This is a genomic window from Citrobacter sp. RHBSTW-00029 (assembly GCF_014104295.1).
Taxonomy (GTDB): domain Bacteria; phylum Pseudomonadota; class Gammaproteobacteria; order Enterobacterales; family Enterobacteriaceae; genus Citrobacter; species Citrobacter youngae.
This window is the reverse complement of sequence record NZ_JABXRT010000002.1, coordinates 104,993-119,033: the sequence shown is the minus strand read 5'-3', so window position 1 is coordinate 119,033 and position 14,041 is coordinate 104,993. Positions and strand designations below refer to the sequence as shown.

General features: G+C 52.8%; 13 protein-coding genes. 7 read left to right on the top strand and 6 right to left on the bottom strand.

Annotated elements, in window-relative coordinates:
- Positions 1 to 182 precede the first annotated feature (182 nt).
- The gene (locus tag HV041_RS23630; RefSeq protein ID WP_115601434.1) at positions 183 to 965 is read left to right on the top strand and encodes a siderophore-interacting protein; all 783 of its coding nucleotides are present in this window, start codon (positions 183 to 185) and stop codon (positions 963 to 965) included.
- Here the strand turns inward: HV041_RS23630 and HV041_RS23625 are convergent.
- The gene (locus tag HV041_RS23625; protein ID WP_040230561.1) at positions 962 to 1,810 is read right to left on the bottom strand and encodes a helix-turn-helix transcriptional regulator; all 849 of its coding nucleotides are present in this window, start codon (positions 1,808 to 1,810) and stop codon (positions 962 to 964) included. The genes HV041_RS23630 and HV041_RS23625 overlap by 4 nt on opposite strands.
- A gap of 67 nt (positions 1,811 to 1,877) precedes the next feature.
- Between HV041_RS23625 and cfa the strand changes: the two genes are divergently transcribed.
- Complete coding sequence (gene cfa / locus HV041_RS23620; protein ID WP_121585079.1) at positions 1,878 to 3,032, top strand: cyclopropane fatty acyl phospholipid synthase; 1,155 nt, start codon at positions 1,878 to 1,880, stop codon at positions 3,030 to 3,032.
- A 90-nt stretch (positions 3,033 to 3,122) separates the two neighbouring features.
- Here cfa and HV041_RS23615 read toward each other — a convergent pair whose 3' ends face one another.
- A complete protein-coding gene (locus HV041_RS23615; RefSeq protein ID WP_121585078.1) occupies positions 3,123 to 4,781 on the bottom strand; it encodes a glycerone kinase in 1,659 nt (552 codons plus the stop codon).
- Between the two features lie 560 nt (positions 4,782 to 5,341).
- Between HV041_RS23615 and HV041_RS23610 the strand changes: the two genes are divergently transcribed.
- Together HV041_RS23610 and dhaR are read left to right on the top strand one after the other, a co-directional pair.
- Positions 5,342 to 6,439, top strand: a complete 1,098-nt coding sequence (locus HV041_RS23610) for a glycerol dehydrogenase (protein WP_005131422.1) — start codon at positions 5,342 to 5,344, stop codon at positions 6,437 to 6,439.
- A 92-nt stretch (positions 6,440 to 6,531) separates the two neighbouring features.
- A complete protein-coding gene (dhaR, locus tag HV041_RS23605) occupies positions 6,532 to 8,457 on the top strand; it encodes a dihydroxyacetone kinase operon transcriptional regulator DhaR (protein WP_121585507.1) in 1,926 nt (641 codons plus the stop codon).
- On the opposite strand, the gene HV041_RS23600 is transcribed toward dhaR, so the two are convergent.
- The 4 genes from HV041_RS23600 to HV041_RS23585 are packed head-to-tail and all read right to left on the bottom strand — an operon-like array spanning position 8,435 to position 10,950.
- Positions 8,435 to 8,965, bottom strand: coding sequence for a cob(I)yrinic acid a,c-diamide adenosyltransferase (locus HV041_RS23600; protein ID WP_121585077.1), 531 nt, complete (start codon positions 8,963 to 8,965; stop codon positions 8,435 to 8,437). The two genes, dhaR and HV041_RS23600, sit on opposite strands and share 23 nt — an antisense overlap.
- On the bottom strand, positions 8,966 to 9,319 hold the full coding sequence (locus HV041_RS23595) for a glycerol dehydratase reactivase beta/small subunit family protein (RefSeq protein WP_079935255.1): 354 nt from the start codon (positions 9,317 to 9,319) through the stop codon (positions 8,966 to 8,968).
- A gap of 16 nt (positions 9,320 to 9,335) precedes the next feature.
- Positions 9,336 to 10,499: a 1,3-propanediol dehydrogenase gene (dhaT, locus tag HV041_RS23590; protein WP_086504587.1), complete on the bottom strand. Its 1,164-nt coding sequence runs from the start codon at positions 10,497 to 10,499 to the stop codon at positions 9,336 to 9,338.
- Between the two features lie 22 nt (positions 10,500 to 10,521).
- Positions 10,522 to 10,950 carry a heme-binding protein gene (locus HV041_RS23585; RefSeq protein ID WP_061068649.1) on the bottom strand — a complete coding sequence of 143 codons (429 nt, stop codon included), beginning with the start codon at positions 10,948 to 10,950 and terminating at the stop codon, positions 10,522 to 10,524.
- A 393-nt stretch (positions 10,951 to 11,343) separates the two neighbouring features.
- On the opposite strand from HV041_RS23585, the gene HV041_RS23580 reads away from it, so the two are divergent.
- From HV041_RS23580 to HV041_RS23570, 3 genes are read left to right on the top strand one after another with little or no spacing between them, the layout of a single operon-like run.
- Positions 11,344 to 13,011, top strand: a complete 1,668-nt coding sequence (locus HV041_RS23580) for a propanediol/glycerol family dehydratase large subunit (protein ID WP_121585076.1) — start codon at positions 11,344 to 11,346, stop codon at positions 13,009 to 13,011.
- Between the two features lie 11 nt (positions 13,012 to 13,022).
- The gene (locus tag HV041_RS23575) at positions 13,023 to 13,607 is read left to right on the top strand and encodes a propanediol/glycerol family dehydratase medium subunit (protein ID WP_040230555.1); all 585 of its coding nucleotides are present in this window, start codon (positions 13,023 to 13,025) and stop codon (positions 13,605 to 13,607) included.
- Between the two features lie 2 nt (positions 13,608 to 13,609).
- Entirely contained in the window at positions 13,610 to 14,038 is a 429-nt protein-coding gene (locus HV041_RS23570; protein ID WP_005131409.1) for a glycerol dehydratase small subunit DhaB3, read from the top strand.
- Positions 14,039 to 14,041 lie beyond the last annotated feature (3 nt).

The window sequence follows — 14,041 nt, the reverse complement described above, 5'->3', positions numbered from 1 at the left end:
TTGCAAGTGCATGCAGGAATATTAATTTAATTTATTGATTTATATATATTTATTATTTGTTTCGCGTTTGGGGTGCGCTATTCATACTCTATCAAAAAAGTTCTTGCAATATTCTCAATTAGCAATCATTATCATTTAAAATTTATTTAGATATATCTAATCTCTGTCACGAAGGCGAAAAAATGACAAATAACACTCCACGCTATCCACAGCGCGTTCGCAATGAGCTGCGCTTCCGTGAACTGACCGTCCTGCGGGTTGAACGTATCAGCGCGGGTTTCCAGCGCATTGTACTGGGCGGTGACGCTCTGGATGGTTTTAGCTCACATGGTTTTGACGACCACACCAAGGTCTTTTTCCCTGAGCCGGGCAGTCACTTTGTGCCGCCCGTAGTGACGGATGAGGGGATTGTCTGGCCGGAGGGTGTGCGTCCGGTATCCCGTGATTACACGCCGTTGTATGACCAGGCACGCCATGAACTGGCGCTGGATTTTTATATCCACGACGGCGGCGTGGCGAGTACGTGGGCGATGAATGCGCGTGAAGGTGACAAATTGACGATTGGCGGACCGCGTGGCTCGCTGGTGGTACCAGAAGATTATGCGTACCAGGTTTACGTGTGTGATGAATCTGGAATGCCTGCGCTACGTCGTCGGCTAGAGGCGATCGGTCGTTTAGCGGTACGTCCAAACGTGACGGCGCTGGTTAGCGTACACGATGCAGCGTATCAGGATTATTTCGCTCATCTCGATGGTTTTACGATTCAGTGGTTTGTCGGCCATGACGAACAGGCAGTGAATGATCAGCTTTCACAGCTGACCGTACCTGCACAGGATTATTTCATTTGGATAACTGGCGAAGGAAAAGTGGTGAAAAACCTGAGCGCCCGCTTTGCTACTGAGGCTTTCGATCAGCAGTTGGTGCGTGCCGCGGCTTACTGGCATCAACGTCGGAACGTTAATTAATAATGTGACGGTGAAACGCCAAACGCCTGGCGGAATGCATAACTAAACGCTGCGGTGCTTGAATATCCCACATCGAGCGCCACGGCGGTTACGCTTTTATTTTTCTTCAGCATGAGTACAGACTCCAGAATTCGCATTTTTTGCTTCCAGACGCTGAAGGGTAATCCGGTTTCTTTTTTGAAATGACGCGAAAAGGTACGGGCAGACATACCCAAATGTTGTGCCCAATACTCTACTGAATGTTCCAGCGCCGGTGACGCTTGTATTGTTCGGCACACATGGGTTAATTCACGATCCTGCGGCCAGGGTAATACAAAGGCGACCTCTGGTAATTGCAGAATAATGTCAACCAGCACACTGACCAGTTTGCCTTCTTTTGACTGGCTATCATAATGGCCTGAAATTGAATTCGTGGCGTAATGAATAAACTCTCTGGCGAAATCACTGATCGCCACGACTTTACACTCATGGATACTTTCTTCGAGAAAACCCGGTTTAATATCCAGATTCTCTAAATGCACATCATCCAGCGCCCAAACTGCATGCTCAGTATTATTAGGGATCCAGATGCCGTAATGCGCGGGGATTATCCAGCACTTGCCGGCGACATCAATGCGCATACTGCCTTTGCGGGCAAAATGAAACTGCATAAAAGCGTGTGAGTGCTGCGGAACATGGTGGTTGGCTTCCAGGACATAAGAGCGAAAGTAAACGTCCTGCGGCAGTTCTGCCATGGAATCGTCCGGGAAGGAATTCCAATGTTTTTGCGCGAGAGTTTCCATAAATAAATCGTCAATGCTCCCGGTGGTGTGGCCGCTGTTCGATAGATCTTGTCCGCAAATCATAATACATACATTCTTTTTTCCATAATAATCTTGCGTAATAATTAATAGCCCACTTTTGGTAAATACCATGAACACGCTTTGTTCAGATGCTGTCATCGTCAATGAAACAAATGATAACTGGACCCGAATGGGAAAAGAGCTGCTCCAGCAAGCAGATATTCAGATCAATGGTTCCCGCCCCTGGGACATTCAACTTCATCATGCCGGTTTCTTTAAACGGGTGCTGCAACAAGGCTCCCTGGGGCTTGGCGAAAGCTATATGGAAGGCTGGTGGGACTGTGAACGCCTCGATGTTCTGTTTTGCAAAATTCTGAAAGCAAAACTCGACCAGCAAATGCCGGGAAATCTGAAAGATATATTACGTATTGCCAGCGCCCGCCTGTTTAATTTGCAGTCTCGCAGTCGTGCGTGGATTGTCGGTAAAGAACACTACGATATTGGCAACGATCTCTTTGCACTCATGTTGGATCCCCACATGCAATATTCCTGTGGCTACTGGAAAGAGGCAACCACTTTAGAAGACGCGCAACACGCCAAATTAAAAATGATTTGCGAGAAGCTGCAACTGAAACCGGGTATGCGTTTACTCGATATTGGTTGTGGCTGGGGCGGGCTGGCCGAATATGCGGCGCGTCATTACGGCGTGGCGGTAGAAGGCGTCACTATCTCGAAAGAGCAGCAGAAAATGGCGCAGCAGCGCTGTGAAGGGCTGGACGTTAATATTCTGCTGCAGGATTATCGCGACCTCGATAAACACTACGATCGTATTGTCTCCGTGGGGATGTTTGAACACGTAGGGCCGAAAAACTACGACACCTATTTCAGCATCGCCGACCGTTGTTTAAAACCGGATGGGCTGTTCCTGTTACATACTATTGGTAGCAATAAAAAAGGGATGAGCGTCGATCCGTGGATCAATAAATATATTTTCCCGAATGGCTGCTTACCGGCGATTTCTCATATTGCTGAAGCGAGCGAGTCGCGATTCGTGATGGAAGACTGGCATAACTTTGGCAGTGACTATGATAAAACGCTGATGGCCTGGCATGCGCGGTTTAATCAGGCGTGGCCGGAGCTGTCATCGCGTTATTCCGCGACTTTCAGAAGGATGTTCAATTATTACCTGTGCGCTTGTGCTGGTGCGTTCCGCGCCAGAGATATTGAGCTGTGGCAAGTACTGTTTAGCCGGGGCGTAGAAGGCGGGATCCGCGTTTATCGTTAACGTTCCGCCGGATGTCAGCGTTGCCTTATCCGGCCTACAAAGCTTTGCACTCGTAGGCCTGATAAGCGCAGCGCATCAGGCACTTATGGCTTATCCCAACTCACTCTCTGCCAGTGCTTTAAACACCATTGCGACGGCGTGCGCGCCGGGGTCCATATTGCCCAGCAGGCTTTCGCCGCTGAGATACGATGCGCGGCCCGCATTGGCTTTGCTCGACAGACAGGTACGTTCTGCGCCTGCCTGTGCGGCGTCAAAAGCGGCTTGCAGGTTTTGCGGTTGTGCCAGCAGAGACGTCAGTGCGGGTTGCAGCGCGTCAATCATCGTACGGTCACCTTCGTCTGCACCACCGTAGAACTTCATCTGCGCCAGGCCCGTATTCAGCGCCTCGGCAACGTTAGCCCCTTGTTCGAGTTTCTGCCCGGCGGCGGTAAAGAAGATGGACATCAGTACGCCGCTGGACCCGCCCATCACCACGGTCAGGCGTTCGCCGATCAGGGCGAACAGCGTGGCAAGGTTATCCAGTGGCAGTCGCTGACGATGCAGCAGGTCAGCGATTTCACGTGCACCAGCGGCAAAAGTTGAACCCGTATCACCATCGCCTACTTTGGCATCCAGCGCGTTGAGGTGTGTTTCCAGATCGGAAAGCGTTCCGGTGACCTGCTCAATAATCCCGGCAACCAGCGTGTTGGCTGAGGGCTGAAATTCGACACGCGCGCTGCGCTGCGATGACGGCACACAGTTGATTTCGCGTGGTGGGACCGGGGTTGGCCAGCTGCTGGTTTCTACTTCGGTTAACAGTGCTTTTTCGATGCTCTCTTCCAGTACGATGGCGGTCAGCGAGAAACCTTTCATATCCAGGGCGGTGACCAGCGAGGCCGGGCCAATCAGCCAGTCGATACGCGGATGCAGTGGGCTGTTTGCCAGTTCCCGAGTGATAATAGCCATTTCAGCAACGGACACGCCGCCCAGGTTATTAATCATTACTGTCAGACGGCCGGTTTCGGGCAGTGCCGCCAGCAGTTTATCCACCATCAAATTCACCACCTGCGCACTGTTTTGCGTGTCGATAACCGAAGCACCTGGTTCGCCGTGAATGCCCATGCCCAGTTCAGCATGGCCCGCATGATGGCGCGGTGCGGCGTCGGTTTCCTGCGGCAGGTGACAACTGGAAATGGCGACGCCCAGGCTGAAGGTGTTACTTGCTGCATACTGCGCTTCACGCAGGACGGTAGCGAGGTTGTAGCCGCGTTCAGCGAAATAGCCTGCCACTTTATGAACCAGGATAGTGCCCGCAATCCCGCGAGGATGCTTGTTATCCGGCAGGGAGATATCGTCGCCGACAATCAGCATTTCGACGTTATAGCCAAGGCGGCGTGCTTTTTCGGCGGCGAGGCCGAAGTTAAGACGATCGCCGGTGTAATTTTTAACGATCAACAGACAGCCTGCCTCGCCAGTTACCGCCTGGATTGCGGTCAGCACTGCATCTACGCTCGGGGACGCAAACACGTCGCCACAGACCGCAGCGGTGAGCATGCCTTTACCGATAAAACCAACGTGCGCAGGTTCGTGTCCCGAACCGCCGCCAGAAATGACCGCCACGTTATCTTTGTTGAGATCGCGACGTACCACGATGCGAATAGCCGGATCGCTTTCCAGACGCGCCAGATTGTTCCACGGACTGGTGATAATCGTACCGTCGATGACGTCGTTAACGAGTTGGGTACGCTGATTAAAAAAGAATTGAGACATAACGGCTCCTCGAGGTTGAGTGTAAGACAAACCCCCGAATGCATTGTCATGGTGCGGAGGCGATGGGGAGATTCTGGCGGAGTCAGCGTGGAAAAAAACAGCGGCAAAATTGGTTTCATTACGGAACGTAATTGTTATTTTTTGTTCCGTAATGGAACGCATTTGTGAGATGAACGATCACAATGCGAGCCCGCGCGACTTTTTTATCGCCTTTTCAGTGCTGGCCACACCGCACAGTAAACGTTTTGTTACTGCTTTTAACGGCGTCAGAGAGGGGCAAAGGGAATTTGATTTTCGCGTTCTGCAAGGATTTGTCGGAAAATGAACGGATCGGGATCGCAAACCTTAGTATTTTCAGGGTTAACCGTTTCAATATGGAACGCATGTCATTTTTATCTGTTTCATATCAGAACAAAAAGACGAATGATTTTTTTGTTCCCGCCTCGCCATACAGTTATTGCATCGCTCCGGTCTCCCGTTTTCGCCGTTCGCAATAGGCTAAACAGGTTAACGCCAGGGCTCACCATGTAAAAACATGTACTTATTTGAGGATGAAAGGAATGCTAAAAGTTATTCAATCTCCAGCCAAATATCTCCAGGGTCCTGACGCTTCTACCTTATTTGGTCAATACGCTAAAAATCTGGCAGACAGCTTTTTCGTGATTGCAGATGACTTCGTCATGAAACTGGCGGGAGACAAAGTACTCAATGGCCTGCACAGCCACGGTATTAGTTGCCACGCGGAACGCTTCAATGGCGAATGCAGCCATGTTGAAATTAATCGCCTGATTGCCATTCTGAAGCAGCACGGTTGCCGTGGTGTGGTTGGGATTGGCGGTGGGAAAACGCTGGATACAGCCAAAGCGATCGGTTACTACCAGAAACTGCCGGTGGTGGTGATCCCAACTATCGCCTCAACTGATGCGCCAACCAGTGCGCTGTCTGTTATCTATACCGAAGCCGGTGAGTTCGAAGAATATCTGATCTACCCGAAAAACCCGGATATGGTTGTCATGGATACGGCAATTATCGCCAAAGCGCCGGTACGTCTGCTGGTAGCCGGGATGGGCGATGCGCTCTCGACCTGGTTTGAAGCAAAAGCGTGTTTTGATGCCAGAGCGACCAGCATGGCGGGAGGACAGTCCACGGCGGCGGCCCTGAGCCTGGCGCGCTTGTGCTATGATACGTTGCTGGCAGAAGGTGAAAAGGCTCGTCTGGCGGCGCAAGCTGGCGTGGTGACCGATGCTCTGGAACGTATCGTGGAAGCGAATACCTATCTCAGCGGAATCGGCTTTGAAAGCAGTGGTCTTGCGGGTGCACACGCCATCCATAATGGCTTCACCATTCTGGAAGAGTGTCACCATTTGTACCACGGTGAAAAAGTGGCGTTTGGTACGCTGGCGCAACTGGTGCTGCAGAACAGCCCGATGGAAGAGATCGAAACGGTGCTGAATTTCTGCCAGAAAGTAGATCTGCCGGTAACGCTGGCGCAAATGGGCGTGAAAGACGGCATCGACGCTAAGATTATGGCCGTTGCGAAAGCCACCTGCGCGGAAGGTGAAACCATTCACAATATGCCGTTCCCGGTGACGCCTGAAAGCGTCCATGCCGCTATTCTGACGGCAGACCTGCTGGGACAGCAGTGGCTGGCACGTTAATCAGACGTCGGTAAGCCTTTTATTTGGCATCTTCTCCCCCTCTGGCAGTCTCTGCCGGAGGGGTTGTCTATGGTAAAACAGCGGAAATGGATATGACGGCGCACACTCATGGCATCGGGAAGGAAGTCTCTTCGGTCATTGCTCAGTCATGGCATCGTTGCAGCAAGTTTATGCAGCGGGAAACCTGGCAGGCACCGCATCAGGCACAGGGACTGACTTTTGCGTCGATTTGTCGCCGTAAGACTGCGCTACTGACGATTGGACAGGCTGCGCTGGAAGATGCCTGGGAGTTTATGGATGGACGTCCGTGCGCACTGCTGATTCTGGATGAATCGGCTTGTATTCTCAGCCGGTGCGGCGATCCGCAGACGGTGGAACAGCTGGCGGAACTTGGCTTTCGTGACGGTAGCTACTGCGCGGAAAGCATTATCGGCAGTTGTGCGCTATCGCTGGCAACGATGCCAGGGCAGCCGACAAAAACCTCTGGCGATCAGCATTTTAAGCAGGCGCTGCATCCGTGGTCGTTCTGCTCGACGCCGGTCTTCGATAACCATGGTCGACTGTTTGGCTCTATTTCCTTGTGCTGCCTGGTAGAGCATGAGTGCGTTTCTGATTTATCCCTGACGCTGGCGATCGCCAGAGAAGTCGGCAACTCTTTGCTGACTGATAGCCTGCTGGCCGAATCTAACCGCCATCTGAATCAGATGTACGGACTGCTGGAAAGCATGGATGATGGCGTGATGGCGTGGAACGAGCAGGGCGTTCTGCAATTTCTTAATGCCCGTGCCGCTTTGCTTTTACATCTGGATGCACAGGCCAGCCAGGGTAAAAACATTAATGACTTGCTCAATCTGCCCATGCTGCTGCGCCGGGCGATCAAACATGCCCGCGGCCTGAATCACGTCGAAGTCACCTTTGAAAGTCAGCATCAGTTTGTTGATGCCGTCATTACCCTGAAGCCGATTGTTGAAGAGCAGGGCAACAGCTTTATTCTGCTGCTGCACCCGGTCGAACAAATGCGCCAACTGATGACCAGCCAGCTCGGAAAAGTCAGCCACACCTTTGAACAGATGTCGACGGATGACCCGGAAACCCGTCGGCTGATCCATTTTGGTCGCCAGGCGGCGAGAGGGAGTTTCCCTATTCTGTTGTGTGGTGAAGAGGGAGTGGGTAAAGAGCTATTGAGCCAGGCTATTCACAATGAAAGTGAACGTGCCAGCGGGCCGTATATCGCCGTGAACTGCCAACTGTATGCCAACAGCGTGTTGGGGCAGGATTTTATGGGCAGTGCGCCAACCGATGATGAAAACGGTCGGCTGAGCCGCCTTGAACTGGCGAACGGCGGTACGCTGTTTCTGGAAAAAATTGAGTATCTGGCACCAGAGTTGCAATCCGCGTTGTTGCAGGTTATCAAGCAGGGCGTATTGACCCGCCTTGATGCCCGCCGCCTGATCCCGGTAGATGTCAAAGTGATTGCTACTACCACGGTTGATCTCGCCAACCTGGTGGAGCAAAACCGCTTTAGCCGCCAACTGTATTACGCGTTACACTCCTTTGAAATTGTTATTCCACCGCTGCGGGCACGGCGTAACAGCATTCCGGCGCTGATTCATACACGCTTAAATAGCCTGAAAAAACGCTTTTCATCCAGCCTGAAGCTGGACGATGACGCGCTGGCGCAACTGGTGGCCTACTCGTGGCCGGGCAATGACTTTGAGCTGAACAGCATTATCGAAAACATCGCCATCAGCAGTGATAACGGCCATATTCGACTGAGCAATCTACCGGATTATTTGTTTGCCGAACGTCCGGGTCTGGAGACGGCATCTTCACTGCTGCCTGCCAGTCTGACGTTTACCGCTATCGAAAAAGAGGCGATTATCCATGCTGCCCGCGTCACCAGCGGACGCGTACAGGAGATGTCGCAACTGTTGAATATCGGTCGCACTACCTTGTGGCGCAAGATGAAGCAGTACGACATTGATGCCAGCCAGTTTAAGCGCAAGCATCTGGACTAGTTTCTTCAATTCTCGCCATCGAGAACAGCGCGTCTGACAGTCGGTTGATATAACGCCTGAGTTCATCGCGTAACGTTAGCGATCTGCTCATCGCGATGAGCACCCGTTCCAGTCGGCGCGTCAGGGTTCGCGCAACGTGTAGCTGTGCCGATGCGAGATTTTTCCCCGGAATAACAAACTCTTTGAGCGGGCCACTTTGCGCCATATTGCGGTCAATAAGCTGCTCCAGCGCCTGAGTATCCTCTTCACCAATACGCTGTTGTAAGCGAGCGAGTCCTTTCTCATCGCTGGCGAGTTCCGCACCCAGTACAAACAGCATTTTCTGTATGGCGTGCAGATCCTGGCGTAGCCCGGCCTGACGCGTGCTGGCATAGCAGACGCCAAGTTGGGAAATCAGTTCATCCACCGTGCCATAGGCCTCAACGCGGATGTCGTCTTTGTCGATACGGCTGCCGCCAAACAGTGCGGTCGTGCCTTTATCGCCGGTTCGGGTGTAGATGCGGTACATTTATTTTATCTCGCTGAAGGGAAGCACTTTGACCAGTTGACCGGCATTGGCGCCAAGCGTGCGGATCTGCGCAATTCCGGCGCGGATATGACCACGGATCAGCGCCCGATCCTCGGGCAACTGGGCGTGGGTTAAAGCAATATCACCCGTGGCGTTAAGACCCAGACCGACACGTAGCGTTGAGCTTTTGGCCGCAAGTTTGCTCAATGCCAGTGCGCAGTCATGCTCGTCGCAACAGATTGCCCGGCAAGGGACGCCTTGCTCTTCCAGTCCCCAGCACAGCTCATCAAGCACGCGAGTATCCTGCCAGCGTGAGTGATAAAACAGATGTACGCCCGGTGATGAAAGTGACATTGCGCCCCCTGTACTATCAGAATGCCTGACGGAAAATCTCGGCAATTTCTTTCTCGTTCCCTTTGCGCGGGTTAGAGAAGGCGTTGCCGTCCTTCAGCGCCATTTCCGCCATGTACGGGAAATCAGCTTCTTTAACGCCCAGATCGCGCAGATGCTGCGGAATGCCGATGTCAGCGGAGAGACGGGCAATGGCGTGAATGGCCAGTTCGGCGGCATCCATGGTGGAAAGTCCGTCAGTGTTTTCGCCCATAAACTCAGCGATATCGGCAAATTTTTCCGGGTTAGCGATCAGGTTATAGCGCGCCACGTGCGGCAGCAGTACGGCATTCGCCACGCCGTGCGGCATGTCGTACAGACCACCGAGCTGGTGTGCCATCGCATGAACGTAGCCGAGGTTGGCGTTGTTGAAAGCCATACCCGCCAGCAGAGAGGCGTAGGCCATGTTCTCGCGAGCTTTCAGGTTGCTGCCCAGCGCTACGGCCTGACGCAAGTTGCGTGCGATCAGGCGAATAGCCTGAATAGCGGCAGCGTCGGTGACCGGGTTGGCATCTTTGGAAATATAGGCTTCCACGGCGTGGGTCAGGGCGTCCATACCGGTCGCGGCGGTCAGCGGGGCGGGTTTGCCGAGCATCAGCAGCGGATCGTTAATGGAGACCGACGGCAGGTTGCGCCAACTGACAATCACAAACTTCACTTTAGTCTTGGTATTGGTCAGCACACAGTGGCGGGTGACTTCGCTGGCGGTACCGGCAGTGGTATTCACCGCAACGATCGGCGGCAGCGGGTTGGTCAGGGTTTCAATCCCGGCATAGCTGTAGAGATCGCCTTCGTGAGTTGCTGCGATACCGATGCCTTTGCCGCAGTCATGCGGGCTACCGCCACCGACGGTAACGATGATATCGCAATGCTCTTTGCGAAAGACTTCCAGACCGTCGCGCACGTTGGTGTCTTTGGGGTTAGGTTCTACGCCGTCAAAAACCACCACCTCAATACCGGCTTCACGCAGATGGGCGAGAGTTTTATCTACCGCGCCGTCTTTAATGGCCCGCAGACCTTTATCAGTAACCAGCAGCGCTTTTTTACCGCCTAACAGTTTGCAGCGTTCGCCGACAACGGAAATAGCATTGGGGCCAAAGAAGTTAACATTCGGCACAAGGTAATCAAACATACGATAGCTCATAATATACCTTCTTAGATTTAAATTATAATTCAGAGAAACAATTCAATGCGGTCTCAGCCAATAATCTATCTTGTTCCACAGTACCGCCGCTAACGCCGACGGCACCAATTAATTGACCGTCAAATACAACAGGTAAACCGCCACCAAAAATAACGATTCGCTGTTGGTTGGTGAGCTGTAAACCATATAGAGAAGCACCTGGTTGTACTGCATCGGTAATTTCATGGGTGCCCTGCCGCAGACAGCAGGCGGTCCAGGCTTTATTGAGAGAAATATCACAACTGGTGACAAACGCCTCGTCCATGCGCTGCATCAGTAGCGTGTTTCCGCCGTGGTCGACCACGGAAAAGACCACCGGAACGTTGATTTCAATCGCTTTTGCCTCGACGGCAGTCGCCATTTTCTTTGCGGCCGCCAGCGTAATGGTGGCGATTTGTTGGCTCTTATTCACAGTATCTCCTGACAAGGTTGTAGGGCTGAGGTCGCAAAAAATATCGCGCTACAGCTATTTTTTCTCATTGGGTTTTCTGTATTTTCTCGCGACGCGTTATTAAGTCAATAGTGTGGATTTTTCTAAAATATTAATTTAATTCCCTGCGTTCGGCATTTGTTGATAATGATCATTTAAGCGCGTCACAATTCTTTATGGATATTCCTGTTGACCGTTTCAATATGAAACGCTGACATTTAAATATGTATCAAATTGGAACGTAATTAATTTTATTTTTTTATCGGCCTGCTCATTTAAAGTTCGGCTATTGCTGATAAAGGCGATTGCTGGGGGGATAGAGCACCAGCGATACAGCCTGGCGTCCCTATTCTTTATCTTTTGAGTCTATAAACTATGAGAAGATCAAAACGATTCGAAGTTCTTGCGAAGCGCCCTGTAAATCAGGATGGGCTTATTGGCGAATGGCCGGAAGAAGGTCTGATCGCCATGGAAAGTCCCTACGATCCAGCGTCGTCGGTGAAGGTGGAAAATGCTCGTATTGTTGAGCTGGACGGTAAGAGCCGCGCCGAGTTCGACATGATCGACCGTTTCATTGCCGACTACGCCATTAACGTGGCTGAGGCCGAGCGCGCCATGCAGCTCGACGCGCTGGAGATCGCCAGAATGCTGGTGGATATCCACGTCAGTCGGGAAGAGATTATTGCCATTACCACCGCTATTACCCCGGCGAAAGCGGTGGAGGTGATGGCGAAAATGAACGTGGTAGAGATGATGATGGCGCTGCAAAAAATGCGCGCCCGACGCACCCCCTCTAACCAGTGCCACGTGACCAACCTGAAAGATAATCCGGTGCAGATTGCCGCCGATGCCGCTGAAGCGGGGATTCGTGGTTTTTCCGAGCAGGAAACGACGGTCGGGATTGCCCGCTATGCGCCGTTTAACGCCCTTGCGCTGTTGGTCGGTTCTCAGTGTGGTCGCCCTGGCGTACTGACACAATGTTCTGTTGAAGAGGCTACTGAGCTGGAGCTGGGAATGCGTGGGTTAACCAGCTACGCCGAAACGGTGTCGGTCTACGGAACGGAATCGGTATTCACTGACGGCGACGATACGCCATGGTCAAAAGCGTTTCTCGCCTCGGCCTATGCGTCCCGCGGCCTGAAGATGCGCTACACCTCCGGTACCGGTTCGGAAGCCTTGATGGGCTATTCCGAAAGTAAATCGATGCTGTATCTGGAGTCGCGCTGCATTTTTATCACCAAAGGCGCGGGCGTACAGGGGCTGCAAAACGGCGCGGTTAGCTGTATCGGGATGACGGGCGCAGTGCCGTCGGGGATCCGCGCGGTACTGGCGGAAAACCTGATTGCGTCGATGCTCGACCTTGAAGTGGCCTCGGCTAATGACCAGACCTTCTCACACTCCGATATTCGCCGTACCGCCCGCACCCTGATGCAGATGCTGCCCGGCACCGACTTTATCTTCTCTGGCTATAGCGCCGTCCCCAATTACGACAACATGTTTGCCGGTTCTAACTTCGATGCTGAAGACTTCGATGATTACAACATACTGCAACGTGACCTGATGGTTGACGGCGGCCTGCGCCCGGTAACCGAAGAAGAAACCATCGCTATCCGTAACAAGGCGGCGCGGGCTATCCAGGCGGTATTCCGCGAACTGGGCCTGCCGACTATCAGTGATGAGGAAGTGGAGGCTGCCACCTACGCTCACGGCAGCAAAGACATGCCTGCGCGCAATGTGGTGGAAGATCTGGCGGCAGTGGAAGAGATGATGAAGCGCAACATTACCGGGCTGGATATCGTCGGGGCGCTAAGCGGTAGCGGATTTGAAGATATCGCCAGCAATATTCTCAATATGTTGAGACAGCGCGTGACCGGTGATTACCTGCAAACATCGGCCATTCTGGATCGTCAGTTCGACGTGGTCAGCGCCGTGAATGACATCAATGATTATCAGGGACCCGGCACCGGCTATCGCATCAGTGCCGAACGCTGGGCAGAAATTAAAAATATTGCGGGCGTGGTTCAGCCCAGCTCGATTGAATAAGGCGGTACACCGTGGAATGCACAACTGAACGTAAGCCCGTTTTTACCTTGCAGGTCAGTGAAGGCGAGGCGGCAAAAGCAGACGATCGCGCTGATGAAGTGGTGATTGGCGTCGGGCCGGCCTTTGGCAAGCACCAGCATAAAACCCTGATTGATATGCCGCACAACGCGATTCTGAAAGAGCTGGTGGCAGGGATTGAAGAAGAGGGGCTGCATGCGCGAGTGGTGAGAATTCTGCGCACCTCTGATGTCTCTTTTATGGCGTGGGATGCGGCGAACCTCAGTGGCTCCGGCATCGGGATTGGTATCCAGTCAAAGGGAACCACAGTTATTCATCAGCGTGATTTACTGCCCCTGAGTAACCTTGAACTCTTCTCTCAGGCCCCGCTGCTGACGCTGGAAACCTATCGCCAGATTGGAAAGAACGCTGCGCGCTATGCACGCAAAGAGTCGCCCTCGCCGGTTCCGGTGGTCAATGACCAGATGGTGCGCCCCAAATTTATGGCCAAAGCCGCGCTGTTTCACATTAAAGAAACCAAGCATGTGGTGCAGGATGCTGCGCCTGTCACGCTGCATATTGCATTAGTAAGGGAATGACAATGAACGACAACATCATGACCGCGCAGGATTATCCTTTAGCTACCCGCTGCCCGGAGAAAATCCTGACCCCCACCGGGAAACCGCTAACCGATATCACCCTTGAGAATGTGCTGGCGGGACATGTAGGGCCGCAGGATGTGCGTATTTCTCAGCAAACGCTGGAGTATCAGGCGCAGATTGCCGAACAGATGCAACGTCACGCCGTGGCGCGCAACTTCCGCCGGGCGGCGGAACTGATTGCCATCCCGGATACCCGCATTCTGGAAATCTACAACGCGCTACGTCCGTTTCGCTCTTCATTCGCGGAGCTACAGGCGATCGCTGATGAGCTGGAACATACCTGGCACGCGACGGTGAACGCCGGATTTGTGCGTGAGTCGGCAGAGGTGTATCAGCAGAGAAACAAGCTGCGTAAAGGCAGCCAGTGACGG